At 66.4% G+C, this 26,363-nt stretch carries 24 protein-coding genes and 1 rRNA gene; 10 read left to right on the top strand and 15 right to left on the bottom strand.

Going from position 1 to position 26,363, the window contains the following annotated elements; all coding sequences use genetic code 11:
- Positions 1-8 precede the first annotated feature (8 nt).
- The 5 genes from AC13GA_RS00125 to AC13GA_RS00105 all read left to right on the top strand — a co-directional run bounded on the left by AC13GA_RS00125 (position 9) and on the right by AC13GA_RS00105 (position 4,828).
- A complete protein-coding gene (locus AC13GA_RS00125) occupies positions 9-452 on the top strand; it encodes a GatB/YqeY domain-containing protein (RefSeq protein ID WP_482997302.1) in 444 nt (147 codons plus the stop codon).
- Positions 453-555: 103 nt separating this feature from the next.
- Positions 556-1,500: a YihY/virulence factor BrkB family protein gene (locus AC13GA_RS00120; RefSeq protein ID WP_482997301.1), complete on the top strand. Its 945-nt coding sequence runs from the start codon at positions 556-558 to the stop codon at positions 1,498-1,500.
- A 60-nt stretch (positions 1,501-1,560) separates the two neighbouring features.
- A complete protein-coding gene (gene dnaG / locus AC13GA_RS00115; protein WP_482997300.1) occupies positions 1,561-3,300 on the top strand; it encodes a DNA primase in 1,740 nt (579 codons plus the stop codon).
- A 27-nt stretch (positions 3,301-3,327) separates the two neighbouring features.
- Positions 3,328-3,828, top strand: a complete 501-nt coding sequence (locus tag AC13GA_RS00110; RefSeq protein WP_482997299.1) for a protein tyrosine phosphatase family protein — start codon at positions 3,328-3,330, stop codon at positions 3,826-3,828.
- A gap of 28 nt (positions 3,829-3,856) precedes the next feature.
- Positions 3,857-4,828, top strand: a complete 972-nt coding sequence (locus AC13GA_RS00105) for a bile acid:sodium symporter family protein (RefSeq protein ID WP_004138540.1) — start codon at positions 3,857-3,859, stop codon at positions 4,826-4,828.
- Between the two features lie 177 nt (positions 4,829-5,005).
- Here the strand turns inward: AC13GA_RS00105 and cyoE are convergent, their stop codons facing one another.
- The 4 genes from cyoE to AC13GA_RS00085 are packed head-to-tail and all read right to left on the bottom strand — an operon-like array spanning position 5,006 to position 8,414.
- Complete coding sequence (gene cyoE, locus AC13GA_RS00100) at positions 5,006-5,899, bottom strand: heme o synthase (protein ID WP_004138490.1); 894 nt, start codon at positions 5,897-5,899, stop codon at positions 5,006-5,008.
- A gap of 4 nt (positions 5,900-5,903) precedes the next feature.
- Complete coding sequence (locus AC13GA_RS00095; protein WP_253079364.1) at positions 5,904-7,067, bottom strand: COX15/CtaA family protein; 1,164 nt, start codon at positions 7,065-7,067, stop codon at positions 5,904-5,906.
- Between the two features lie 10 nt (positions 7,068-7,077).
- Positions 7,078-7,647 carry a hypothetical protein gene (locus tag AC13GA_RS00090; RefSeq protein WP_012509837.1) on the bottom strand — a complete coding sequence of 190 codons (570 nt, stop codon included), beginning with the start codon at positions 7,645-7,647 and terminating at the stop codon, positions 7,078-7,080.
- 50 nt (positions 7,648-7,697) lie between these two features.
- Positions 7,698-8,414: an SURF1 family cytochrome oxidase biogenesis protein gene (locus AC13GA_RS00085; RefSeq protein ID WP_046983896.1), complete on the bottom strand. Its 717-nt coding sequence runs from the start codon at positions 8,412-8,414 to the stop codon at positions 7,698-7,700.
- Positions 8,415-8,471: 57 nt separating this feature from the next.
- Here AC13GA_RS00085 and AC13GA_RS00080 point away from each other — a divergent pair, with 57 nt between their 5' ends.
- Entirely contained in the window at positions 8,472-8,690 is a 219-nt protein-coding gene (locus AC13GA_RS00080; RefSeq protein ID WP_010484233.1) for a twin transmembrane helix small protein, read from the top strand.
- Positions 8,691-8,710: 20 nt separating this feature from the next.
- Here AC13GA_RS00080 and AC13GA_RS00075 read toward each other — a convergent pair whose 3' ends face one another.
- From AC13GA_RS00075 to AC13GA_RS00050, 6 genes are all read right to left on the bottom strand, one after another.
- Positions 8,711-9,586, bottom strand: a complete 876-nt coding sequence (locus AC13GA_RS00075) for a cytochrome c oxidase subunit 3 (protein WP_046983897.1) — start codon at positions 9,584-9,586, stop codon at positions 8,711-8,713.
- 14 nt (positions 9,587-9,600) lie between these two features.
- Positions 9,601-10,191, bottom strand: coding sequence for a cytochrome c oxidase assembly protein (locus tag AC13GA_RS00070; RefSeq protein ID WP_426354592.1), 591 nt, complete (start codon positions 10,189-10,191; stop codon positions 9,601-9,603).
- Positions 10,188-10,385, bottom strand: a complete 198-nt coding sequence (locus tag AC13GA_RS00065) for a hypothetical protein (protein ID WP_025878293.1) — start codon at positions 10,383-10,385, stop codon at positions 10,188-10,190. Before AC13GA_RS00065 ends, AC13GA_RS00070 begins: the two co-directional genes overlap by 4 nt.
- A gap of 8 nt (positions 10,386-10,393) precedes the next feature.
- Positions 10,394-12,001: a cytochrome c oxidase subunit I gene (ctaD, locus tag AC13GA_RS00060; protein ID WP_025878294.1), complete on the bottom strand. Its 1,608-nt coding sequence runs from the start codon at positions 11,999-12,001 to the stop codon at positions 10,394-10,396.
- A 61-nt stretch (positions 12,002-12,062) separates the two neighbouring features.
- Positions 12,063-13,019, bottom strand: a complete 957-nt coding sequence (gene coxB, locus AC13GA_RS00055; RefSeq protein WP_253079362.1) for a cytochrome c oxidase subunit II — start codon at positions 13,017-13,019, stop codon at positions 12,063-12,065.
- Positions 13,020-13,030: 11 nt separating this feature from the next.
- Positions 13,031-13,507, bottom strand: coding sequence for a DUF2244 domain-containing protein (locus AC13GA_RS00050; RefSeq protein WP_046983900.1), 477 nt, complete (start codon positions 13,505-13,507; stop codon positions 13,031-13,033).
- Positions 13,508-13,781: 274 nt separating this feature from the next.
- Between AC13GA_RS00050 and putA the strand changes: the two genes are divergently transcribed.
- Complete coding sequence (gene putA / locus AC13GA_RS00045; RefSeq protein ID WP_482997298.1) at positions 13,782-17,000, top strand: bifunctional proline dehydrogenase/L-glutamate gamma-semialdehyde dehydrogenase PutA; 3,219 nt, start codon at positions 13,782-13,784, stop codon at positions 16,998-17,000.
- A gap of 118 nt (positions 17,001-17,118) precedes the next feature.
- On the opposite strand, the gene pnuC is transcribed toward putA, so the two are convergent.
- On the bottom strand, positions 17,119-17,691 hold the full coding sequence (gene pnuC, locus AC13GA_RS00040; protein ID WP_019338979.1) for a nicotinamide riboside transporter PnuC: 573 nt from the start codon (positions 17,689-17,691) through the stop codon (positions 17,119-17,121).
- Positions 17,692-17,833: 142 nt separating this feature from the next.
- Positions 17,834-19,183, bottom strand: a complete 1,350-nt coding sequence (locus tag AC13GA_RS00035) for an outer membrane protein transport protein (protein ID WP_046983902.1) — start codon at positions 19,181-19,183, stop codon at positions 17,834-17,836.
- Between the two features lie 226 nt (positions 19,184-19,409).
- Here AC13GA_RS00035 and AC13GA_RS00030 point away from each other — a divergent pair, with 226 nt between their 5' ends.
- The gene (locus tag AC13GA_RS00030; protein WP_004138280.1) at positions 19,410-20,102 is read left to right on the top strand and encodes a rhomboid family intramembrane serine protease; all 693 of its coding nucleotides are present in this window, start codon (positions 19,410-19,412) and stop codon (positions 20,100-20,102) included.
- 109 nt (positions 20,103-20,211) lie between these two features.
- Here AC13GA_RS00030 and AC13GA_RS00025 read toward each other — a convergent pair whose 3' ends face one another.
- Together AC13GA_RS00025 and AC13GA_RS00020 are read right to left on the bottom strand one after the other, a co-directional pair.
- Positions 20,212-21,744: a S41 family peptidase gene (locus tag AC13GA_RS00025; protein ID WP_482997297.1), complete on the bottom strand. Its 1,533-nt coding sequence runs from the start codon at positions 21,742-21,744 to the stop codon at positions 20,212-20,214.
- Between the two features lie 108 nt (positions 21,745-21,852).
- Positions 21,853-23,151: a murein hydrolase activator EnvC family protein gene (locus AC13GA_RS00020; RefSeq protein WP_482997296.1), complete on the bottom strand. Its 1,299-nt coding sequence runs from the start codon at positions 23,149-23,151 to the stop codon at positions 21,853-21,855.
- Positions 23,152-23,246: 95 nt separating this feature from the next.
- On the opposite strand from AC13GA_RS00020, the gene AC13GA_RS00015 reads away from it, so the two are divergent.
- Both AC13GA_RS00015 and AC13GA_RS00010 read left to right on the top strand, forming a co-directional pair.
- A complete protein-coding gene (locus tag AC13GA_RS00015; RefSeq protein WP_253079358.1) occupies positions 23,247-23,909 on the top strand; it encodes a DUF4097 family beta strand repeat-containing protein in 663 nt (220 codons plus the stop codon).
- 86 nt (positions 23,910-23,995) lie between these two features.
- Complete coding sequence (locus AC13GA_RS00010) at positions 23,996-25,711, top strand: M28 family metallopeptidase (RefSeq protein ID WP_482997295.1); 1,716 nt, start codon at positions 23,996-23,998, stop codon at positions 25,709-25,711.
- Positions 25,712-26,062: 351 nt separating this feature from the next.
- Here the strand turns inward: AC13GA_RS00010 and rrf are convergent.
- Positions 26,063-26,177: ribosomal RNA gene (gene rrf, locus AC13GA_RS00005) — 5S ribosomal RNA — on the bottom strand.
- Positions 26,178-26,363: the final 186 nt, after the last annotated feature.

Raw genomic sequence — 26,363 nt, 5'->3', positions numbered from 1 at the left:
GGTTCCTCATGAGCATGAAGCTGCAGCTCACCGAAGACATGAAGGCCGCCATGAAGGCGGGCGAGAAGCACAAGCTGGGCGTGATCCGCCTGATCAACGCCGCCATCAAGCAGCGCGAAGTGGACGAGCGCATCGAGCTGGATGACACCGCCGTGATCGCCGTGCTCGACAAGATGGTCAAACAGCGCAAGGACTCGGTCAGCCAGTTCGAAGCCGCCAACCGCGAAGACCTGGCCGAGATCGAGCGCGCCGAGATCGTGGTCATCGAAGCCTACCTCCCGGCCAAGATGGGCGAAGCCGAGATCGTCGCCGCGATCCAGGCCGCCATCGCCGAAACCGGCGCTTCCGGTCCGGCCGACATGGGCAAGCTGATGGGCGCACTGAAGCCCAGGCTCGCTGGCCAGGCCGACATGGGCCTGGTCTCCAAGCTGGTCAAGCAGCAGCTGGCGTAAGCCATTGCCGGGGTCGGATCCCTTTCGCATCGCGGAAGGGCTCTGACCCCATTGATGCACCCGCTTCACCGCACCTTCGACCCCCGGCTGCTACAACATCCCCATGGTCGAGCAATCGCACTCCCCCGCCGACACGCGTCCCCACGGCATTCCCGCACGGCTTCGCCACTACGCTGACCGCCTGCAGGACAGCTTCCCGATGGCCGTCGCCAAGCGCTTCGTCGAAATCGACGTGCTGACCCAGGCCGCCTCGGTCTCCTTCTACGCCCTGCTGTCGATGGCACCGCTGCTGGTGCTGCTGCTGTGGCTGACCGCCTCGCTGTACCCACCTGCACAACAGACGCTGATCAGCCAGATCGGTTCAGTGGCCGGCAGCAGCGTGGCCAGTGTTGCCGACACCGTGCTGCACAACGCCAACAGCCAGCCCAGCGTCGGTTCATTGGCCGGGCTGTGGAGCACGCTGCTGCTGTTCATCGGCGCCACCGCCGTGTTCGCCCAGCTGCAGAACGCGCTGAACCGGATCTTCCACACCAGCGGCCAGCGTCTGGAAGGCATCAAGGCCTGGCTGCGCAAGCGCGTGTTCTCGTTCGGCGTGGTGCTGGCACTGGGCTTCCTGCTGATACTGTCGATGACCGCCACCACTGCGCTGCAGGTGGTGTTCGCGCAACTGCCATCGGTACTGCCGGCAATCGGCTACCTCACCTCGCTGCTGCTGTACACGCTGGCCTTCGCCTTCCTCTACCACTACCTGCCGGACCGCCGCGTGGCCTGGCGGCAGGCCTTCATCGGCGGTGCCATCACCTCGGCGCTGTTCACCCTCGGCCGCTATGGCATCGGCGTCTACATCGCCACCGTGGCCCCGGGCAGTGCCTACGGTTCGATGGGCGCGCTGGTGATCTCGCTGGTCTGGATCTACTACGCCACCGCCGTGTTCTTCGTCGGCGCGCTGATGACCGCGGTGATCGACGAACGCCAGCATGCACGGGCGCAACTGGCCAGGGCTGGGGTCGAGTCCGAACAGGCCAGCCCCGGCATCGCCAGCGAGTAAACTAGGGGAACCTGCCGCCCCTGCTGCGCGCCCTGGCGGCCGCGCCCCGTTCTGTTGCCCATGGCCCGTATCCCCGACGCTTTCATCGACGACCTGCTCGCCCGCTCCGACATCGTCGAGGTGGTGGGCAGCCGCGTGCCGTTGAAGCGACAGGGCAAGGAATACGCAGCGCGCTGCCCATTCCATGACGAGCGCTCGGCGTCGTTCACGGTCTCGCCCACCAAGCAGTTCTATCACTGCTTCGGTTGCGGCGCGCACGGCACCGCGATCAGCTTCCTGATGAACTACGACCGCCTCGAATTCCTCGACGCGGTGGATGAACTGGCCAAGCGCGCCGGCATGGAAGTGCCCCGCAGCGAGAACCCGCGCAGCCCCCAGCAGCAGGACGACAGTCGCGAGCTGTATTCGGCGCTTGAGGCGGCCACGAAGTTCTTCCAGAGCAACCTGCAGGGCAGCGAAAAGGCACGCAGCTACCTGGATGGCCGTGGCGTGGACGAAGAGAACCGCGCCCGCTTCCAGATCGGCTATGCGCCGGATGGCTACAGCGGCCTGCGCGATGCGCTGGGCAAGGACGAGCGGCGCATGAAGCTGCTCGACCGCGCCGGCCTGTTCTCCAAGAACGACCGCGGCCACGTCTACGACAAGTTCCGCGACCGGGTGATGTTCCCGATCTTCGACCGCCGCGGCCGGGTGATCGCCTTCGGCGGCCGCGTGTTCGAGAAGGACGACGGCCCCAAGTACCTCAACTCGCCCGAGACCGCGCTGTTCCACAAGGGCCGCGAACTGTACGGCCTGTGGCAGGTGCGCCAGGCCAACCAGAAGATCGAGCGGCTGATCGTGGTCGAGGGCTACATGGACGTGGTCTCGCTGTTCCAGTTCGGGGTCACCCAGGCGGTGGCAACACTGGGTACTGCAACCACGCCAGACCATGCCGAACTGCTGTTCCGCAACGCGCCGGACGTGTTCTTCTGCTTCGACGGCGACGCCGCCGGCCGCCGCGCCGGCTGGAAGGCGCTGGAGTCGGTGCTGCCGCGCATGAAGGATGGCCGCCAGGCCTTCTTCCTGTTCCTGCCCGATGGCGAGGACCCGGACACCATCGTGCGCAAGGAAGGCGCCGAGGCGTTCAACGAACGCCTGAAGCAGGCCACGCCGCTGTCGCAGTTCTTCTTCGACGAGCTCACCCGCGAGGTCAACCTGGGCACGCTCGATGGCAAGGCGCGCCTGGCCGAGCGGGCCAAGCCGATGCTGGCGCAGATTCCCGACGGCGCCTTCGGCGACCTGATGAATCAGCAGCTGGCGCAGCTGACCGGGCTCGGCGGCAACGCCCAGGCCGCGCGCGCGCCGATGCCGCAGCGCCAGCCCTCGCGAACGATCCAGCCAGTGGCCAAGCGCAGCTTGGTGCGCGGCGCGATCGCCGTGCTGCTGCAGCAGCCCTCGCTGGCGCTGACGCTGGGCGGCAAGCACCACTTCCAGGGCCTGCGCCTGCCCGGCGTGGAGCTGCTGCTGGAGCTGCTGGGGCTGGTCGAGCAGCGACCGGACATCAGCACCGGCGCCCTGCTGGAGCACTTCGACGGGCGTGAGGAGCAGGCATCACTGCACACACTGGCCGCGCAGACGATGCCCGGCGACGACGCGATGTGGACCCAGGAACTGCACGATGCCGTCGCCCAGCTGGAGAAACAGCTGCTGGTGCAACGTCTGGAAGAGCTGTTGGCAAAGCAGCGCCAGCAGGGCCTGGACGATACTGACAAGTACGAACTGCGCGAGCTGCTGAAGGCCCGCGCCGGACTGCGCCTGTAGCGGCAGAACGTTTTCACGGAGAGGACCATGCTGCTGCGCCTGACCTGCCTGCTGTTGTTGTCGCTCTGCCTGCCGCTGGTGGCCTGGGCTGAAGACGCGCCCCTCAACGAAGTTCGCCCCGGCCTGTATGCAGGTGGCCAACCCAGCGCCACGCAGCTGCAGGCCTTGGCCGCGCAGGGCGTGCGCACCGTGATCGACCTGCGCCAGCCCGGCGAAGACCGCGGCTTCGACGAAACGCGCGTGGCCGAATCACTGGGCCTGCGCTATGTACGCATTCCGGTGGCCGGCGCCGACGTCCTCGATGCAGTCAACGTGCGCGCCGTGCACCGGGCCCTGCAGCAGAGCCAGGGACCGGTGCTGCTGCACTGCGCCTCCGGCAACCGCGCCGGCGCCGTGCTCGGCCTGGTCAACGCACGCTACGAACACGCCAGCCCAGAACAGGCACTGCAGCTCGGCCAGCGCGCCGGCCTGAAGTCGCTGGAAGCCGCTACCCGCCAGCGCCTGGCCACACCGGTCACCTCGCCCTGAACCCTCCGCACCAAGGACCCTGCCCACCATGACCCGCTGGTGGTCGCGCCTGCGACCGGACAACTTCACCCTCGCCCTGCTGTGCACCGTCGGCCTGGCCTCGCTGCTGCCGATGAAGGGCGCCGCCGCCATCGTCCTCGACGATGTCACCACCGTCGCCATCGCCGCGCTGTTCTTCCTGCATGGCGCGCGCCTGCCGCGCGAGTCGATCATCGGCGGCATGCTGCACTGGCGGCTGCACCTGACCATCCTGGCCTGCACGTTCATCCTGTTCCCGCTGCTGGGCCTGCTGTTCAAGCCGCTGTCGGGCTGGCTGCTGACCCCGGAGCTGTATCTGGGTGTGCTGTTCCTGTGCACCCTGCCCTCCACCGTACAGTCGTCCATCGCGTTCACCTCGATGGCACGCGGCAACGTGCCTGCCGCGGTGTGCAGCGCCTCGCTGTCGAGCATCCTTGGCGTGTTCCTGACGCCGCTGCTGCTGACCGCGCTGGCCGGTACCTCCGGCGGCGTGCATGACCCACTGCACGCCATCGGCGGCATCATGCTGCAGCTGCTGGTGCCGTTCGTGGCCGGCCACCTGCTGCGGCCGTGGATCGCCGGCTGGGTGGAGAAGCAGCGCGCGCTGCTGCGCTACACCGACCAGGCCACCATCCTGCTGGTGGTGTACTCCGCGTTCGGCGAAGCGGTGACCGAAGGGCTGTGGAGCAAGACACCGCTGCTGTCGCTGTTCGCGGTGGCAGTGGTCGCCGCCGTGCTGCTCGGCATCGCCATGCCGCTGATCACCTTCCTCGCCCGCCGCCTGCACTTCAACCGCGAGGACGAGATCGCCATTGTGTTCTGCGGCTCGAAGAAGAGCCTGGCCACGGGTGTGCCGATCGCCAAGGTGTTGTTTGCGGGTGGCAGCCTCGGCGCCATCGTGTTGCCGGTGATGATCTACCACCAGATCCAGCTGATCGTCTGCGGCGTGATCGCGCAGCGGTATGCGCGGCGCAAGCCCTGACCCGACGCGCGGGTTGCTGCGGGAGAAACATACACGCGTGGCGTGGATCTACTGTAGAACCGAGCCGATGCTCGGCTGGGTGCATACGGGGTCAGAGCCCCTTCGGGGATCTGACCCTGAGTCGAGCATTGCTCGAATCCACAGGTAGCGCCGGACCATGCCCGGCGGATCCACCCGCTACAACCAGGGCAGGATCCAGTGATCCACCAGCAGGAAGGCGAACAGCGCCATCAGGTAGACGATGGAGTAATAGAACATCTTCATCGAGAACAGCTCGTCCGGCGGGTCCAGCATGCGCCAGGCGTACCAGAGGAACACGGCGTTGAGCACGATCGCGCCGCCCAGGTAGAACGCACCGCTCATGCCCACCAGGTACGGCAGCAGGCAGACCAGCGCCAGCACCACCGAATACACCATGATCTGCTTGCGGGTGTGCACCACGCCGTGGGTCACCGGCAGCATCGGAATTTCCGCCTTGGCGTAATCCTCGCGGCGGAAGATCGCCAGCGCCCAGAAGTGCGGCGGGGTCCAGATGAAGATGATCAGCACCAGCAGCGACGAGTACGCCCAGTCCGACGAACCCTGCATGCCGGTCACCGCGGCCCAGCCCAGCATCGGCGGCATCGCGCCGGCCAGGCCACCGATGACGATGTTCTGCGAGGTCGCACGCTTGAGGTACACGGTGTAGATCACCGCATAACCGATCAGCGAAGCGAAGGTCAGCACGGCCGTGATGAGGTTCACCCACAGCACCAGGATCACCATCGACAGCACGATCAGTACGCTGGCGAACACCAGCACCTGCCACGGCTTGACCTTGCCCACCACCAGAGGCCGCCACGAGGTACGTGCCATCTGCGCATCGATGTGCGCATCCAGCAGCTGGTTGATCGCGGCCGCGGCCGACGCCGCCAGCCAGATGCCGAGGAAGCCGAGCACGCCGGCGCGCACCTGCTCCCAGCTGGGCACGCCGGGGATGGCCAGGACCATGCCGACCAGGGCAGTGAAAACAATGAGGGCGACGACCTTGGGCTTGGTCAGGTCCCAGTACTGGCGGTAATTGGAAAACATGGAATCAGTCCGGGGCACGCAGGCGGGCCAGCAGGCTGACCAGCACGAACAACAGGGCAACGGCCACGCCGTTGTGGGCCACCGCCACTTCCAGCGGCAGCGCCAGCTTTACATTGAGGATGCCGAGGGTGACCTGCAGCACCAGCAGCGCGATCAGCGCGCTGGCCCAGCCACGCATGCTCGGCACCCGGAACAGGCGCACGCCCAGCCACAGCAGGTAGACGGCCACCACCACCGCGAACATGCGGTGCGCCATCTGGATGGCGATACGCGAAGCGCCATCCAGCACGCCGCCTTCGTAGTCCACACCGATACCGCGCCACAGGGTGAAACCCTCGGCGAAGTTGTGCTGCGGCCACCACTGGTTGGCGCAGCGCGGGAAGTTGTCCAGCGAGGCGCTGCCGCCGCCACACGCCAGCGCCGCGTAGTTGGCGCTGACCCAGCCACCCAGCGCGATCTGGGTGACCAGCACCGCCACGCCAATGCGCAGCAGCCACTTCAGCTTCGGCGCCTCAGCCAGGGTGATCGGCATGTGCGTGGCACGCCAGGCCATCCACACCAGCAGGCCGAACATCAGCATGCCGCCCAGCAGATGACCCATCACCACGATCGGCTTGAGCAGCAGGGTCACCGTCCACATGCCCAGCAGCGCCTGGAAGATCACCACCGCCAATGTCAGCAGCGCAGCGCGCGCCAGGTCGATGTTGCTCCAGCGCAGCGCCGCGATCAGCAGGATCGCCTCGCCGATCAGCGCCAAGGCGCTGGCCGTGCCATGCCAGCCCATCATGTACAGCGGTATGCCGGCGGCCACCAGTACGCAGGCGGTCACCACCGCCGTGCTTCCGAATCGCCGCTTGCGCGTGGCCAGCAGCGCCAGGGTCAGGATCTCGATGCCCAGCGCGCCGGCCAGGAAGCGGTGCACCTGCTCACGCCAGGCCTTATGGGTCTCCAGCGGGCGGATCTCTGCCGCCGGGTGGCCAATGGTCTCTTCCACGTGTTGCGGCCAGGTGGCCTGGCCATAGCAGGTCGGCCAGTCCGGGCAGCTCAGGCCGGCATCGGACAGGCGCACGAACGCACCGAACATGATCGTGCTCGCAGTCATGATCATGGCGAACCACGCCAGGCGGTGGAAATTGCGGTGCAGCGCCGGACGCGCGGAAAGGCTCATCAAACAGGACTCACTTCAGTTTCAGCAACGTGGCCATGTCCTTGCGCAGGCCACCGAGGTCGCTGCCCGGGGCATGACGCATGATCACGAAGCCGTTCGGATCGATCACGTAGACCGGCAGGCCCGCCGGATCATCGACGCCCGGCAACGCCGCGCGCAGGGCTGGCGACGGAGCCAGCGGCCGCAACGCGGGCAGCGAGGCGATCGACGCCGGTGGCGTTCCCAGCCACAGAATCTCGACATTATCGGCGTTATGGCCGAACAGCTGCCACACCTTGCCCAGTCCCTGCGACAAAGTGACGCACTGCGCATCGCAGGCCCCGGCCGGCGCCACCAGCAGACGCCAGGTACGCGCCTCGGGGTTCCAGGGGTAGGGTTGGCCATTGGCCAGGGCCGGAGCCTGCTGCCGCAGGTCGACCGGCGGCTTCAGCAGTTGGCCGGCATTGCGGTGCCCGGTCGGCTGCCAGCCGGTGAAGCGCAGCACGGCTGCCAGCGCCATCGCCCCGAAGAACACGGCAAACAGCAGCACCAGGGTCCGGCGGCCGGAGCCGCGCGCCTGCGGGGACGTAGCAGTGTTCATGCGGGTCATTTTCTCATGGTTGGGAAAGGGATGCCGGCCAGCGGCCGGCACTACCGGGCAACGGGCCGTCTCCTGCGCCGCTCCAGCACCAGCGCAACGACCAGCACGGTAAGGGCCAGCCCGAACCACTGCACGGCGTAGCCCAGGTGGCGCTGCGGCGGCAGCGTGTTCGGCAGCAGGTCCATATCGCGTTCGTCGCCGAAGGGCAGCGCCGGATCCAGCCGCAGCACGCGGTCGGGCAATGCCGGCAGGCCGAGCGCCGCCGCGAGGCCCTTGGCGGGCAAGCGGCTGGCCAGCCAACGCCCGGCCTCATCGGTAGCGGAGAACGCGGGCCCCAGTGCCAGTCCCGCTGACGGCGGCGGCGCCAGCAGCCCGCGCACGGCCACTGGCGAAGGGGGTGCCGGCACATCCGGCAGCGTGCGATCCGGCGGCAGCGCGCGCCACCCCAGATCGACCAGCAGCACGCTGCCTTCGTCACTGCGGAACGGGCGATAGATCTTCACCCCGGCGCGGCCATGCCGGGTCTGGTTGTCCAGCAGCACCACGCCGGGCAGGAAACGGCCATGGTCGGCCACACCGTGCAACGCGCCGGGGGCCGCGAGTGCCTGCGACAGCGGCAACGCCTGTGCCACAGCTGGACCCTGCGCATCCAACATTGCCTGTTTGGCATGCATGCGCTGCAGTTGCCACAGCCCCAATGCGCTGAAACCGGCCATCGCCAGCACCGCCAACAGCCATCCGATCGCGCGCGTGTGCTGGCGCATCATGACAAGTCCGCGCAAACGCGGTCAGATAGGCGCATCCACCCTGCCCTCGAGCCGCGCATGAGTGATTCGCTGAAGACCCTGCTGGTAATCGCGTTTCTGATCGTCATCGTCTGGAATCTGGGCGCCGGCCTGTATTACCTGCTGGTCGACCGCGGCCAGACCAAGCGCACGGTCAACGCACTGACACGCCGCATCGGGGTGTCGGTGGCCTTGATCGTACTGGTGATCGTGAGCATCTACATGGGCTGGATCAAACCGCACGGCATCGGCGGCTGAGGCCACCGATACGTGCTCGGTCAAAGCACGTAGACGAACATGAAGAGCATCAGCCACACCACGTCGACGAAGTGCCAGTACCACGCGGCGGCTTCGAAACCGAAATGGTTGTCGCGGGTGAAGTGCCCCTTCGCCGAACGCAGCCACATCACGATCAGCATGATCGTGCCCAGCAGCACATGCGCGCCATGGAAGCCGGTCAACATGAAGAACGTCGAACCGTAGATGCCCGAACCGAGCGTCAGGTTCAGTTCCTTGTAGGCGTGGATGTACTCCTCCGCCTGCAGGGTCAGGAAGCCGAGGCCGAGCACCACGGTCAGGCCCAGCCAGATCAGCAGCTGGCGGCGGTTACCGGCCTTCAGCGCGTGATGGGCGATGGTCAGGGTCACGCCGGAGGTCAGCAGGATCAGCGTATTGATCAGTGGCAGGCCCCAGGCCGGAATGGTCTGGAATGTGCCACCGATCGCCGCCGGGCCATTGGTGGGCCAACCCGCCGAGTAGCCCTGCCAGAGCAGTTCGTTGGTCATCACCCCGCGGCCTTCGCCACTGAGCCACGACAGGCCCAGGTTGCGGGTGTAGAACAGCGCGCCGAAGAACGCACCGAAGAACATCACTTCGGAGAAGATGAACCAGATCATCCCCATCCGGAATGACCCATCGACCTGATGGTTGTAGTTGCCGGCCTGCGATTCGCGCACCACGTCGCTGAACCACCAGAACAGGGTCAGCACCAACATCGCCACGCCGATGTAGAAGGTCCAGCGGCCCCAGCTGGCGTCATTGAGCCAACTGGCCACGCCGACCATGGTCACCATCATCGCGATGGAACCGACGAACGGCCACTTGCTCTGGGCCGGGACGAAGTACACGTTGGCGTCGGTAGGTGTCTGGGCCATGGTCGGTATCCGGGTCAGGGAGCAGCGTGGGCGCCTTCCGACGTGGCGGCGGGCGCCAGCCGATCGGACAACGCATCGTTGCGGTAGAAGGTGTAGGACAAGGTGATCGTGCGGATTTCCGGCGGCAGGTCCGGATCGACGATGAAGCGCACCGGCATGTCACGCTTCTCGCCGGCCTGCAGGGTCTGCGCGGTGAAGCAGAAGCACTCGGTCTTGCTGAAGAAGCCGGACGCGCGTGCCGGCGCCACCGACGGCACTGCGCTGCCGACCACGGCCTGCTGGCTATCGTTGCGGGCGAAGTACAGCGCCTCGTTGAGCTCGCCAGGCACCACATCCATGGTCAGCTGCTCGGGATGGAACGACCACGGCAGCCGCGAATTGACACCACCATCGAATTCCACCCGCACGGTGCGCTTGCCGGTGGCAGCACCGGTACTGGCTTCGCTGCCCGGGCCACGTTCCAGGCGCACGCCGAATACCTTCTCGCAGGCGATGCGATACAGCGGTACCAGCGAGAACGTCAGCAGGAACACCACCACCGCAACGCCGATCAGGCGCGGCAGGCCGGCGCTGCGTGACGGAGCGGTGGTCGGCGTTTCGCTCATCGACCGATCACGCCGCTGAGGATGAAACCGACGTAGACCAGTACGGCGATCGCGCCCACCCACAGCGCGGTGCGCCTGGCGCGCTGGCGCTGCTCCGCATAAAGCGGCGCGGTGCCCGGCCGCTGGCCTGGCGATGCGCTTGCGGCCAAGCGTGGCTCGGCTCTGGCCGGGGTGATCGGGCTCTCGTTATGCATGCATCACCTCAATGACCGATATCGTCGTGCGCCAGGTCGCCCGGGCGGATCGTTGGCGGCGTGGTGAAGGTGTGCGCCGGTGCCGGCGACGGCAGCGTCCATTCCAGGCCGCGCGCACCTTCCCAGGAGCGGGCCTCGGCCTTCTCGCCATTGCGCAGCGAGGACAGCAGGATCGCAGCCATCATGAACGGCGTGGCGAACATGCCGAACGCACCGATCGAGCTGATCAGGTTCCAGTCGGCGAACGCCACCGAGTAATCGGGGATGCGGCGCGGCATGCCGGCCAGGCCCAGGAAATGCTGCGGGAAGAACAGCAGGTTGACGAACACGATCGACCACCAGAAGTGCACCTTGGCCCACTTCTCGCTGTACATGCGCCCAGTCCACTTCGGCCACCAGTAGTACACCGCCGCGATCAGCGCGAACACCGCGCCGGTCACCAGCACGTAGTGGAAGTGGGCGACCACGAAGTAGGTGTCGTGGTACTGGAAGTCAGCCGCCACGATGGCCAGCATCAGGCCGGAGAACCCGCCGATGGTGAACAGGATCACGAAGGCCACCGACCACAACATCGGCGCCTCGAACGTCAGCGAGCCACGCCACATCGTGCTGACCCAGTTGAACACCTTCACGCCGGTCGGGATCGAGATCAGCATGGTGGCGAACATGAAGTAGATCTCGCCGCCCAGCGGCATGCCCACGGTGAACATGTGGTGGGCCCAGACGATGAACGACAGGAACGCGATCGCCGCAGTGGCGTAGACCATCGCCTGGTAGCCGAACAGCGGCTTGCGGCTGAAGGTCGGGATGATCTCGCTGACCACGCCGAAGGCGGGCAGGATCATGATGTAGACCTCGGGATGGCCGAAGAACCAGAAGATGTGCTGGAACATCACCGGGTCACCACCACCGGCCGCATTGAAGAAGCTGGTGCCGAAGAACTTGTCGGTGAGCAGCATCGTCACCGCACCGGCCAGCACCGGCATCACCGCGATCAGCAGGAACGCGGTAATCAGCCAGGCCCAGCAGAAGATCGGCATCTTCAGCAGGTCGATGCCGGGCGCGCGCATGTTCAGCACCGTGGCGATGATGTTGATCGCGCCCATGATCGAACTGATGCCGGCCACGTGGATGGCGAACACGGTGAACGCCACGTTGTAGCCGCCCTGCAGCGACAGCGGCGGGTACAGCGTCCAGCCACCGGCCGGCGCGCCACCGGGCAGCAGGAAGGTCAGCAGCAGCAGGCTGAAGGCCACCGGCAGCAGCCAGAACGACCAGTTGTTCATGCGCGGCAGCGCCATGTCCGGCGCGCCGATCTGCAATGGGATCATCCAGTTGGCCAGGCCGACGAAGGCCGGCATCACCCCGCCGAAGATCATCACCAGCGCGTGTACGGTGGTCAGCTGGTTGAAGATTTCCGGACGGATGTACTGGATGCCGGGCTGGGCCAGTTCCAGCCGGATCAGCACGCTCATGAACGCGCCGATGACGAACATGATGAAGCTGAAACCCAGGTACAGCGTGCCGATGTCCTTGTGGTTGGTCGAGAAGAACCAACGCTCGAAGAAGCTCTGCGGGTGATGGTGATCGTCGTGCCCAACTGCCGAGTGCGCCATTGCAAAACACCTCTCAGGATCGGTTGTCGCCGCAGCCGCGATACGGCCGCGGGCAGTTACATCAGGCTCCGCTGGCCGCCGCCGCAGGCGCGTTGCCGGCCTCGGCGGCTGCCGGTGCCGCCGGCTGCGCCGGCGTTTCACTGGCAGGTGCGGTGGGTTCGGCGGGCGCGGCAGGCGCTGCCGGTGCAGGCGCGGGTTTGCGCTGCGCCAGCCACTGCTTGAATTCTTCCTTGGACACCGCCTCGACCACGATCGGCATGAAGCCATGGTCCTTGCCGCACAGCTCCGCGCACTGGCCGCGGTAGACACCGGGCTGCTCGATGCTGGTCCAGGCTTCATTGATGAAACCGGGGATGGCGTCCTGCTTCCAGCCCAGCGCCGGTACCCACCAGGCGTGGATCACGTCGTCGGAGGTGATGACGAAGCGCACCTTGGTATCAACCGGCAACACCAGCCGGTTGTCCACGTCCAGCAGGTAATGCGGATGGCTCTCGCGGGTCGGCACCTTGCCGCTCTGCCGCATGCGATCGGATTCACGGTCCAGGCGGCTGGTGAAGGTGACGTTCTCACCGAGGTATTCGTACTTCCACATCCACTGGTAACCGGTGACCTTCACGGTCATCTCGGCATCGCGGGTGTCGTACATCTTGATCAGGTTGGCCGTGGCCGGCCACGCCATCACCACCAGGATGATCACCGGGATCACTGTCCAGATGATTTCGGCCTTGGTGTTGTGGCTGAAGGTGGCGGCCACCGCGCCTTTCGACTTGCGGAACTTGAACATGGCGTAGGCCATGGCGCCGAACACGATCACGCCGATCACCGTACAGACGATCAGCGAGAGATTGTTCGATTCCCAGGCCAGGCGTGAGGTCTGGGTCACCCCCTTGCCCATGTTCAGCTGCCACGGCTTTGGATCGGCCGCCTGGGCCAGTGCCGTCCCCGGCATCGACAGCAGGGCCGCCATCGTGGCGACCATTGCAACGCACTTCGTGCCCCACCCTCTGCTTTGCTTCATTGCCTAGACCCTTAGCGTCGTCGGTTGCCGCCATCGCTGGCGGCGAGCAAATCTTCAAGCGTTTCAACAAGCGTTTGACGTTCGGCCGGCGCGAGGAAACTCCCCACCTCCACCTGCCGGCCGCTGGATGCCAGCCGGACCTTCTCGTCGTCGGTGAGCAGGCGCACCCAGTGGGGATGGGCCCGGAACACCGGCGATCCACCAGGTACGGGGATGACCTCCACACACGCTGGCACTACCCGGATCTCCTCCTGCCGTTCACCGCTGCGCCACAACGCGCGCAACGCGACTGCCAACAGCAGGCTGTACAGCAGCGCGAACAGGGGGGCGAATGCATTGCCGGCCAACCACCCGAGGGCGGACACCAGCCACATCGCTCCCGACAACACAGCAAACAACAGGACGAACTGCCGGGCATCGAGCGCCCGTGGGGGACGCAGTCGCAGCTGCGTACCTGATCCATCTGGAGCTGTAAGCACCTCGATCATGTCGCAACCGCGTTCCTGCCGCGGGAAACGTCTCGATGGTAGCCCCGCCCTCTCGCCAGTAGCAAGGGTGCATTCACACTTTTTCCGATGCTGCAACACAGCATGACCCCGGCAACGCGAATGACGAATTCGGCACAAATTCTGCAGGACTTTCTGAACAGGCTGAACCCACCACCGTTAGGGGCTATCAGCCCTTCACGAAGGTGGCTGCGGGGCACTTCCCCAAGGCGCAAAAATGATTAAAATCGCCAAGTTTTCCATTGGCCGGACCGGCATGAACGCACCCTTCTCCTCCCCTGCCGCCAGCGACGCTCCGCGTCCCGGCGCGCTGCTGTCGCCGGAACTGCCGGCGTCCCCCAACCCGTTCCGCCAGGCCATCACCGATGGCTGGTTGAAGGACGAGGCCAGCCACGTGCGCGAACTGCTGGCGCAGGCCCGCCTGCCCGCCGAGGAACAGGCCAAGGTGCAGGCGCTGGCCGCCGATCTGGTCGGCCGGGTGCGCGTGCGCGCCAAGGACCAGGGGGCGATCGAAGCCTTCATGCGCCAGTACGACCTGGGCAGCGAGGAAGGCGTGCTGCTGATGTGCGTGGCCGAAGCGCTGCTGCGCATTCCGGACCAGGACACCGCCGACAAGCTGATCCGCGACAAGCTGGCCGATGCCGACTGGGAAAAGCACCTGGGCGGCAGCGACTCGGTGCTGGTCAACGCCTCCACCTGGGGCCTGATGCTGACTGGCAAGCTGGTGCAGATGAACGATGCCACCCGCGCTGATGCGCCCAGCGCGTTCAAGCGCCTGGTCGGCCGCGTGGGTGAACCGGTGGTGCGCCTGGCCGTGCGCCAGGCGATGAAGATCATGGGCCACCAGTTCGTCATGGGCCGCACCATCAGCGAAGCACTGTCGCGCTCGCACAAGGGCGACAACGCCAGCTACCGCTACTCCTTCGACATGCTGGGCGAAGGCGCGCTGACCATGAAGGACGCGCTGCGCTACCTGGAGGACTACCGTCGTGCGATCCACGCCATCGGTGGTGACCACAAGGCCCGCGGTGGCCGCCCGGACGGCGACGTCAACAACGCCCCGGGCATCTCCATCAAGCTGTCGGCGCTGTACCCGCGCTACGAGCACGCCAAGCGCGCGCGCGTGCTGAAGGACCTGGTACCAGGCGTGCTGGAACTGGCACAGCTGGCCAAGAGCTACGGCATCGGCTGCACCGTCGACGCCGAAGAGTCCGATCGCCTGGAACTGTCGCTGGACATCATCGAGCAGGTGTTCGGCGATGCCTCGCTGGCCGGCTGGGATGGCTTCGGCGTGGTCGTGCAGGCTTACCAGAAGCGTACGCCGTACACGATCGACCACCTGGCCGACATGGCGCGCCGCGCCGGTCGTCGCCTGCAGGTGCGCCTGGTCAAGGGTGCCTACTGGGACGCCGAGATCAAGCGCGCGCAGATCGAAGGCTATGCCGGCTACCCGGTGTTCACCCGCAAGCAGAATACCGACGTGTCCTACCTGGCGTGTGCCAAGCGTCTGTTTACCCATGCCGACGCGATCTACCCGATGTTCGCCACGCACAACGCGCACACCATCGCGGCAGTGCGCAGCATCGCCAATGGCGGCGTCTACGAGCACCAGAAGCTGCACGGCATGGGCGACGACCTGTACGCCGAAGTGGTGCCGGCCGACCGCTTGAACCTGCCGTGCCGCGTGTACGCGCCGGTTGGTTCGCATGAAGACCTGCTGCCGTACCTGGTGCGCCGCCTGCTGGAAAACGGCGCCAACTCCAGCTTCGTCAACCGCATCACCGACGAGCGCGTGCCGATCGCCGACCTGATCCGCGATCCGGTCGAGATGGTGTCCTCGTTCGAATCGATTCCGCACCCCAAGATCCCGCTGCCGGTTGACCTGCTGCGCAGCCAGAACCACGACAGGAAGAACTCCATGGGCGCCAACCTCGCCAACGACAACGAACTGCGCGCCCTGGCCGAGCAGCTCAACGCTGCAGTGAAGCCCTGGTCGGCCGCGCCGCTGGTGCCGGGTGCCAACCCGGCCGGCGCCGCACAGCCGGTGACCAACCCCGCCGATACCCGCGAGGTGGTCGGCCAGTGGCAGGCCGCCGATGCCGCCACCGTGCAGAAGGCACTGGCCAATGCCGTGGCCGCACAGCCGGCCTGGAACCGCACCCCGGCGGCCAGCCGCGCCGCCATCCTCGAGCACGCCGCCGACCAGCTGGAAGCGCGCATGCCCGAATTCATGGCGCTGTGCGTGAAGGAAGCCGGCAAGAGCCTGCCCGACGGCATCGCCGAAGTACGCGAAGCCGTGGACTTCCTGCGCTACTACGCCAAGCAGGCACGCGAGCAGTTCAGCCACGCCGAGAAGCTGCCCAGCCCGACCGGCGAATCCAACGAACTGCAGCTGCATGGCCGCGGCGTGTTCGTCTGCATCAGCCCGTGGAACTTCCCGCTTGCGATCTTCCTCGGCCAGGTGGCTGCCGCACTGGCCGCCGGCAACAGCGTCATCGCCAAGCCGGCCGAGCAGACCAACCTGATCGGCTACTACGCAGTGAAGCTGCTGCACGATGCCGGCGTGCCGGCCGACGTGGTGCAGTACCTGCCGGGCGATGGCGCCACCGTCGGTGCTGCGCTGACCGCCGACCCGCGCGTGGCCGGCGTGGCCTTCACCGGCTCCACCGAGACCGCCCGTGCGATCAACCGCGCGATGGCCGCACGTGACGCCGCCATCGGCGTGCTGATTGCCGAAACCGGTGGCCAGAACGCCTTCATCGCCGACTCCTCGGCGCTGCCGGAACAGCTGGTCAAGGATGCGATTGGTTCGGCCTTCACCTCGGCCGGCCAGCGCTGCTCGGCCGCGCGCGTGCTGTTCGTGCAGGACGACATCGCCGACAAGGTGATGACCATGCTGGCCGGTGCGATGAAGGAACTGAAGGTCGGCAACCCCGGCCTGCTGTCCACTGACGTCGGCCCGGTGATCGACGCCGATGCACTGAAGATCCTGCAGGACCACGCCGAACGCATGGACCGCGAAGCACGCCTGATCGCCGCCGCCGAGCTGTCGGCCGAAGCGGCCAACGGCACCTTCTTCGTACCGCGTGCGTACGAACTGAAGGACCTGGGCCAGCTGCAGAAGGAAATCTTCGGGCCGGTGCTGCACGTGATCCGCTGGAAGGGCGACCAGCTCGACGCGGTGATCGACCAGATCAACGCCACCGGCTATGGCCTGACCCTGGGCGTGCATTCGCGCATCGACGAAACCGTCGACCGCATCAGCAACGGCGTCCACGTCGGCAACGTCTACGTCAACCGCAACCAGATCGGTGCGGTGGTCGGCGTGCAGCCGTTCGGCGGCCAGGGCCTGTCCGGCACCGGCCCCAAGGCCGGCGGCCCGCACTACCTGCTGCGCTTCGCCACCGAAAAGACGGTGACGGTGAACACCACCGCTGCCGGCGGCAATGCCTCGCTGCTGACCCTGGGCGACTGATCCCAGGCGTCATGCGGCAAACGAAAAACCCCGCGAAAGCGGGGTTTTTTGTGCCTTGTTTCCTGTAGCGCCGAGCCCATGCTCAGCTTGCACGGTGCAGCCGAGCATGGGCTCGGCGCTACACCCGCATCAGATTGCGCCAGTGGCGCAATGCCACCAGCGCGTTGATCCAGAAGCCCACGTACAGGATCGAGGTCAGGTGCAGGCCACGGCTGTAGTACAGCGGCACCGCGACGGTATTCACCAGCAGCCACACCCACCACGATTCCAGCTTGCGTCGCATCATCAGGATCTGCGCGATCACGCTCAGCACCAGCACCGCCGAATCGATGTACGGCGCATAGGCATTGGTCAGGCGGGTCAGCATCCAGCCGTAGCCGAAGGTCGCCACCACCGCCAGCGGCGCCAGCCAGGCCCATGCACGTGGTCGCAGCGAGGTGATCGGCAGCGGCGCACCATGGTCGCCGCGCAGCCACTGCCACCAGCCCAGCACGCTGATGGCGATGAAGAAGAACTGCAGCACCATGTCGGCATACAGATGCGAGCGCTCGAACACCGCGGCAAACAGCGCACAGCCGACGATGCCCAGCCACCAGGTGTGCACGTTGTTGCGCCCGGCCAGCAGGATCGAGCCGGCGACGGCGATGTTGGCAGCCAGCTCCAGCTGGAAGTTCGGGTCGGACAGGTTCATGGCGCTATTGTCGTGGATCCACGCCGTGGATGGCGGTGCTCTTCAGTAGACCCACGCCACGCGTGGATGACCCGAGGCCACAAAAGAAGAAGGCCCCGCTTGCGCGGGGCCCTCCGTGTACTGCGTCAGGCGGAAGCCCGAATCAGAACTTGTACTGGAACGAAGCTGCCAGCACGTCGCCACGGACCTTGTACTTGCCCGACAGCGAGTTGCCCTGGTTGGCGGTGGTCGCCGGCACGTTCACGTTCGGATCGCTGGTGAACAGGTGGGTATAACCAATGTTCCACTCGGTGTTCTGCGACGGGGTCCAGCCCACGCCCAGCGACAGCCACTTGCGGCTGGTATCCGGCACGCGGACGTCGCGGTGGGCGTCGGTGGTCGGGGTCTGGTCCAGTGCAACACCACCGCGCAGGGTGACGGTGTCGCTCAGCTTGTAGTCGGCGCCCAGCGACACGAAGGTGGTGTCGCGGTAGCCGAACTCCAGAACCGAATCGGGCTGCGGCGAAGCGTAGTCAACGGTCACGCTGTCAAACGCGGTCGACCAGGCGGTACGGGTCACGTCGCCCATCACGGTCCAGCGGTCGTTGACCTTGTGGGTCACGCTCAGGGTGGCCGAGGCCGGCATGGTCACCGTGGCCTTGCCGCTGGTGTCCATGAACCAACCGCGAGTACGCGGCGAGTTGGTCAGCAGGGAACGGGCGCGGTCGGCGCCGCTGAAGGTCGCATCACCACCGGTGATCTTGTGCTCGACCTTGGAACGGTAGCTCAGGCCGATGTGGGTGTTCTCGTCGATCGAGAACAGGCCACCAACGGTCCAGCCCACGGCATTGTTGTCACCTTCGATCTTCAGGGTGCCATCCGAACTGCCCGGGGCGAAGCCCGGAGCACCGGCGCCGGCCAGGATGCTGCCGTAGTCGACGGCGTTGCTCAGCTCGATGGTCAGGTGCTCGACGAACACCGACGCGCCGAAGGACACGTACGGGTTGACGTCATACGATGCGGCGAAGCCGAGGTCGATGGCCTTCAGGTCGGTCTTCAGGCCGCTGTAGCGACCGACCCAACCGTTGTCGTATTCGGTCTTGAAGCCGAACGGTGCGGTCAGCGACACACCGAAGTGGGCCTTCTCGCCGACCGGCATGTGGAAGTACGCAGCCGGAACCGGAGCGATCATGCCGGCGTCGCCGCCGTCACCACCGGTCTGCGGGCGGCCTGCCGCATTGCGGCCCTGGCCCTTGAACTCGGCCTTGAAGCTGATGGCGCTCAGGTCGCCCTGGACCATCGTGCCTTCCAGCTGGCGCATGCCGGCCGGGTTGACGGCGATGATGGAGGCGTCGCCCTCGGCGCTGCCGGAACCGGCGAACGCGCGGCCGAGGCCCTTGGCGCTGTTTTCCTTCAGCTGGAAGGCGGCAGCGTTGGCATCGGCGGCGGCCAGCGCACCGGCAACGCCGACGGCCAGCAGGGTCAGTCGGGCAATGGTGGAAGCGGTTTGCATCGTAGTTCTCTCTCCGGTAAGCGGTGATGGTGCTCTGAGTGCGCCTGCGCCCGGCAGGCCCTGGGGCCCTTCGGAGCGCGCCGGATTCCCCTCCCGACATACGACGCCGTATGCGAGTATTACCCAGAGCTGTTAATGAAACAATAACAGCGCAGGCGCTTTTTTCGTCTCAAAAGCTGAACAGGACAAATCCCGCCGCAGGCGCCCGCACGCTAGGCTATTGCCCATGTTCGTCTCCCTCCCGTCGCGCAAGAAGGCGGCCCTGCGCTGGGCCACGCCCGTGCTGTTTGCGGCACTGTGGCTGGCGTTCCTGTGGTCGATCTCGCGTCCGGACGACGCCCGGGGCAGCCTCTGGCTGGACTGGGGCGCCCTGTCCACCGGCCTGACCCACCCGCTGGACTGGTGGGCGACCCTGCAGGACGGCAGCGTGCTGCGACTGTTCACGGCCCTGTTCCTGCACGCAGACTGGTCACACCTGCTGGGCAACCTGGTGTTCCTGTTGATCTTCGGCCTGCCCGCCGAACGGGTGCTGGGCCCGTGGCGGTTGCTGCTGCTGTTCCTGGTCGGCGGTGCGGTCTCCAACCTGGTGGCGATCTACACCATGGGCAGCCCGGACCAGATCATCATCGGCGCCAGCGGCGCGGTCTCGGCCTTGATCGGCGCCTACCTGGCGCTGTTCCCGGGCGCGCGGCTGGGCGTGGTGATCCCGCTCGGCCTGTTCCTGGAGTTCGTGCGCGCCCCGGCCTACCTGCTGATCGGCGTCTGGGCCGCACTGCAGGTGGTGTTCGCCCACATCGGCCCGAGCTTCGGCATGGTCGCCTGGTGGGCGCACATCGGTGGCTTCATGTTCGGCCTGGTGTACGGGGTCTACGTGCGCGCCGCGATCGCCCGCAAGCTGCGCAAGCGCCACGGGTTCTGACCGGTCCGGTGGTGCCGGCCGCTGGCCAACTCCACGCTCACCCGCTCGTTCGTAGCGTCAAGCGTGCTCGACTGCGGGTTTCGTCGCCGGGCATGGCCCGGCACTACCGTCAGGGCTTGACCGGGGCCGGAGCGGGCTTTGCTTCCGGCTTGCTCTCCGCCTTCGGCTCGGCCTTCGCATCCGGCGTGGCCTCCGGCTTCGGCTCGGCCTTCGCATCCGGCGTGGCCTCCGGCTTCGGCTCGGCCTTTGCATCCGGCGTGGCCTCCGGCTTCGCGGCCGCCGTTTTCGCAGCCTTGGCCGCAGCGGCCTTCGCCGCTTCGGCCTTCAACCGTGCAGCCACCGAACCGGGATTCTTCAGCTCGGCCAGCGCATCGTTGATCGGGCCATCGCCCGGCAGTACTGCCCCTGCGTGATAACCCTCGGTGCCTTCGTCGTCGCCGCGCAGGTGGCCCGGCAGGGTCGCTTCGCTGTAGTCGCTCAGGCTGGCCGGCAGCGCCTCTTCTTCCGGGCGCGCCGCCGGCTTCAGCTCGACCTCCGGCACGATGCCGGTGGCCTGGATCGACTTGCCGCTGGGCGTGTAGTAACGCGCGGTAGTCAGCTTCACCGAATCGCCGTTGTCCAGCGGCAGCACGGTCTGCACCGAGCCCTTGCCGAAGGTGCGGCTGCCGACCACGCGCGCACGCTTGTTGTCGCGCAGCGCGCCGGCCAGCACTTCCGAAGCACTGGCCGAACCAGCGTCGACCAGCACCACCACCGGTGCGCCCTTCAACAGATCGCCAGGGGTCGCATCGAAGCGTGCATCGCTGATGCTGATGCGGCCACGGGTGCTGACGATATTGCCCTTGTCGAGCAGATCATCGGCCACCTGCACGGCGGCGGTCAGCAGGCCACCCGGGTTGCTGCGCAGATCCAGCACCAGGCCCTTGAGCTGACCACCGGACTGCTTCTGCAGCTGCTGCACGTGCTTCTGGAAATCAGAACCGGTATCGGCCTGGAAGGTGCTCAGGCGGATGTAGGCGTAACCCGGTTCGAGCATGCGGCTCTTCACACTGGTCACGCGGATGGTCTGGCGGGTGAGGCTGACATCGAACGGCTTGGGCTTGCCTTCGCGCACGATGGTCAGCACCACCTTGCTTCCGGCGGCGCCCCGCAGCGGCTCGCTGGCGTCGATCGCGCTGATCGGCTTGCCATCGATGGCGATGATCAGGTCACCAGCGAGGATGCCGGCCTTGGCCGCCGGCGTGTCGTCGATCGGCGCGATCACCTTCATGCTGGCGTTGTCCGGCTGCTGCTGCAGCTCCACGCCGATGCCTTCGTAGGCGCCGCTGGCCTGTTCGTCGAAAGCCTGCGCGTCTTCCTTGTTGAAATAGGTGCTGTGCGGATCAAGGTCGAGCAGCAGGCCGCGCACCGCCGACTGCATCAGCTTCTTGTCATCGACCGGGTCGACGTAGGCAGCACGCACCGCGTTGTACACGGCCACGAAACGGCGGATCTCCTCCAGCGGTACCTTCGAGGTCACCGCCTCCTCGCTGTTCGCCGCCTGCCCGCTGGTTTCCTGGCTCGGGGCGGGCGCGGTCTGCTGCGCCCAGGACAGCGCTGGCAACAGAGCCAGCAAGAGGGTGGCGGTACGGGCTGCGCGCATGGATCACTCCTGTCGACGATGGCATCGTGCCCAAGGCACATGCGCCGATTATGCGCGAAGCACAGCTAAATTCCCGTTGAATCCGCCATGCCTGCGGTAGCGCTGGATTCAGCGCCGCTGCAGCCAGCTGTCCGGATTGACCGGCTGCCCGCCACGCCGCAGCTCGAAGTACAGCGCGGTCACGCCCTGGCCGCCGGAATTGCCGACCTTGGCCACCGCGTCGCCACGACTGACCCGGGTACCGGCATCCTTCAGCAGGGTGTCGTTGTGGGCATACAGGCTCATGTAGCCGTTGCCGTGGTCGACGATCAGGATCATGCCGTAGCCGGTCATCCAGTCGGAGAACACCACGGTGCCATCGGCCACCGCAGTAACGGTACTGCCGGCCGGTGCACCGATCAGCACACCGCTGCTGGTGCGGCCGTCAGGCAACTTGCCGCCATAGCGCGCCAGCAGATTGCCGGACAACGGCCAGCCCAGGCCTCCAACCTTCGGCGCAGGCGCCGAGGCCACGGCAGGCGGCACCTTGGTGGGCGGCAGCGGCCGTCCCTGTGCCGCCGCCTGGCGTGCGGCACGTTCGGCGGCGGCCTTCTCCGCTGCCGCACGGCGCGCAGCCGCGCGACGCTCGGCCTCGGCACGGGCGGCGGCCGCACGCAGATTGGCCAGCAGCGTTTCCAGCGCCTTGGCATCCTGGCCCAGCGCCTGTTCTTTCTCGCGCTGGTCCTTGAAGCGCTCGTCCAGCGAGGCAACAGTCTTTGCGCGATCGCGGCGGTCGACTTCCAGCGCCGCTGCCTGCTGCTTCTGGTTCTGCTGCGCGCCCTGCAGCTTCTGCTTGCGCTCAGCGATCTGCGCCTGCAGCGCCTCCAGCTCCTTCAGGTCAGCAGTCAGCGCGGTGATGCGCTTTGCCCGCTCGCGCTGCAGGTAGCGGTGGTAGGCCAGGGCGCGATTGGCATCGGCCACCGTGTCCTGCGACAGCAGCAGCTTCAAAGGTGCGTGGTTGCCCAGCTGGTAGGCCGCACGCAGCAGGCCGGCCAGCTCGCGATGCTGCTGGGCGAGGTTGGCCTGCAGCGTGCTGCGGCGTTGTTCGGCCTCGGCCAGGGCCCTTCCCTGCTCGCGCAGCGCGGTTTCTGTTTGCGCAAGCGCACGGCCGGTGCGGGCCACCTTCTCATCCGCCTCGCGCAGCTGCTGTGATGCCTGGCCGCGCTGCCCTTCGATCTGCCGGCGCTCCTGCGCCACGCCCTTCAGTTCGGTGCGCAGCTTCTGCAGCTTGCGCTCGGTCTCGCGGGTAGTCTGCGCAGCACCGGGCAAGGGCAGGGCAAGGGCCAACGCCAGCCCCAGCAGCAGGCAGCGCCCGCCGCGGATGGCGGCGATGTGATGTCGGCGTGATGGGAAGGCGTTGTCGCGCAAGGGCTTTCCAGTGACTTCAGGCAGTTGCAGGGGGTACCGGGGAATGGTGACATCTCCGCACGCGGCCTGCCAGCCGCACATCCATCGAGGTCCCCATGAAAACTCTTTCCATTCCGCTGCTGTTGGGCGTGCTGCTGGCCACCGGGCCGGTTGTGGCCCAGGAAGACATCAGCAAGGTCAACGGCAGCATCAGCGCCGACGCCGGCCAGCGCTACGGCAAACTGGATACCGTCAACGGCGGCATCCGTGTCGGCGAAGGCGTCGAGACCGGCAGTATCGACACCGTCAATGGTGGGGTGAAGGTCGCCGACCGCGCACGCACCGGCCAGATCGAGACGGTCAACGGCGGCGTGCGCCTGGGCCGCGAGGTGATCGCCCGTGGCGACGTCAGCACGGTCAACGGCAGCATCTTCAGCGATCGCGGCAGCCAGATCGAAGGCGGCGTCGAAACCGTGAACGGTGGCATCGGCCTGGTCGAAAGCCGCGTCGGCAAGGACGTGGAGACCGTCAACGGCGATATCACCGTCGGCATCGGTTCGCAGGTGAACGGTGGCGTGCATGTGCGCAAGCCGAACTTCAGCGTCTCGCTCACCGCCAGCCGCAAGCCGCGCGTGATCATCGGCCCGAACGCCGTGGTCAACGGCCCACTGCAGTTCGAACGCGAGGTGGTGCTGTACGTGCATCGCACCGCTCGTATCGGGCCGGTCACCGGCGCCGAGCCGATCCCGTTCGACGCCGAAACCGCTCCGGCGGATTGAGCGCACCGGGCCATTCGGTTCGGTGATACTCGCTGTTACCGGCCACGCTCGAGGTGTGGCCGCCCTTTGTTTTCCAGGAATCGACGATGCCCCGCAAACTCCTCCTGTGCCTGGCCGCTGCGGCCGCGCTCAGTGCCTGCAAAGGCGAAGATACTCCGGCGCCCGCGCCGGCCACTGACACTGCCGCTGCGAAGCCGGCAGCCCATTCGTTCTCGCCGGAAATCAACGCCGGGGACTTCGCCGAGATGGTCAAGACCCTGGCCTCGGATGAGTTCGAAGGTCGCGCCCCGGGTAGCAAGGGCGAAGAACTGACGGTCAACTACATCCGTGACCAGATGCAGCGCATCGGCCTGCAGCCCGGCAACGGCGACAGCTGGTTCCAGGACGTGCCGATGACTGAGACCACGGCCAACGAATCGACCGTGCTGAAGATCACCCAGGGCGGCAAAACCACCGAACTGAAGTTCGGTACCGATATGGTGGTGGGCACCCGTACCGGCCAGGCCGAGGTGAAGGTCGACGCCAGCGACCTGGTGTTCGTTGGCTACGGCGTCGATGCGCCGGAGCAGAAGTGGAACGACTACGCCGGCCAGGACTGGAAGGGCAAGACGGTCGTCATGTTCGTCAACGATCCGGGCTTCCACGTCGATGACGCGAAGCTGTTCGACGGCAAGCGCATGACCTACTACGGCCGCTGGACCTACAAGTTCGAGGAAGCCGCACGCAAGGGCGCCGCCGCCGCGCTGATCGTGCACGACACCGCCGGCGCCTCCTATGGCTGGGACGTGGTGAAGAACTCCTGGGCGGGCCCGCAGTACGACCTGCCGGCCAAGGACGACCCGGAAGCCCGCATCCCGGTGCAGGGCTGGCTGAGTGCGGAAGCCGCCAAGGCATTGTTCGCCGGCGCCGGCCTGGACCTGGCGCAGGCGTACAAGGACGCCAGCAAGCGCGGCTTCAAGCCGGTTCCGCTGAAGGCCACCGCCGCGGTCGACCTGAAGAGCCAGATCGCGCAGAAGCAGTCGCGCAACGTGGTGGGCGTGCTGCCGGGCAGCAAGCGTGCCGACGAGGCCGTGCTGTACATGGCGCACTGGGACCACCTGGGCAAGCACGAGGGCGAGACCGGCGACAACATCTACAACGGTGCAGTCGACAATGCGACCGGCGTGGCCGGCATCCTCGAGGTGGCTGAAGCAATGGCCCACCAGGATCCGAAGCCGGAGCGTTCAGTGGTGTTCCTGGCGGTGACCCTGGAAGAATCCGGCCTGCTGGGTTCGAAGTACTACGTCGCGCACCCCACCTTCCCGCTGGACAAGATCGCCGGCGTGATCAACATCGATGCGATGTCGGTGGCTGGCCGTGCCAAGGACGTGACTGTCACCGGTTTCGGCAGCTCGGAGATGGAAGACATTCTCAAGCCGCTGGCCGCGGCCCAGGACCGTACCCTGCACGGTGAGACCTCGGTGCAGAGTGGCTTCTACTTCCGCTCGGATCACTTCAACTTCGCCAAGGCCGGCGTGCCGGCCCTGTACGCCGATGGTGGCGAGGACCTGCGCGAGGGTGGCGTGGAGGCCGGCCGCAAGGCCGCAGCGGACTACGGCGCCAATCGCTACCACGGCCCGAAGGACGAGTTCGACGCGGCCACCTGGAAGCTGGACGGGACTGTCGAAGACCTGCAGCTGATGTACGGCGTCGGCAAGGAACTGGCCGGCGGCGATCGCTGGCCGAACTGGTATGCAGGCAACCCGTTCAAGGCGGCCCGCGATGCAATGATGAAGGACAAGGCACCGGCTGCGGCGAAGTAGCGTCGACCCTGCTCGACTGAGTACTGAAGCAATCCAAGGCGGCGCCCGCAAGGGCGCCGCTTTTTTGTGCGTGCGATTGCAGCGCGGTGGTAGATGCCAACCTTGGTTGGCGCCGCTCTTTGCGGGAACAATCCATCCACGCATTGCGTGGATCTACTGTGGGTTCGCCTGCCCTAGGTAGCTGCCAACCTTGGTTGGCGCCGTGATTCCTCACGGAGGGCATCCACGCATGTCGTGGATCTACCGGGTGATGTAACGCCATCGGGTTGCCGGCCAGCGGCCGGCACTACCCGCATTTCCTGCGCACAAAGAAAAACCCCGCTGCGTGAGCAGCGGGGTTTTGGGTGTAAACCCTGGCGATGACCTACTCTCGCATGGCTTAGGCCACACTACCATCGGCGCAGCTACGTTTCACTTCCGAGTTCGGGATGGGATCGGGTGGTTCCATAGCGCTAATTTCACCAGGGAGACGGTTGCAGCAGCGCTTGCAGCGCCAGCATCGCGATCTTGCCCTCGGGGCGGAAGCCACTCAAAAAGCAGTGCCTTCACTTAATAAGAAAAACCCCGCTGCGTGAGCAGCGGGGTTTTTGGGTATAAACCCTGGCGATGACCTACTCTCGCATGGCTTAGGCCACACTACCATCGGCGCAGC

The organism is Stenotrophomonas sp. 22DLJC03 (assembly GCF_056861405.1).
The sequence above is the reverse complement of the archived record's forward strand: the minus strand, read 5'-3'. Positions and strand labels throughout refer to the sequence as shown.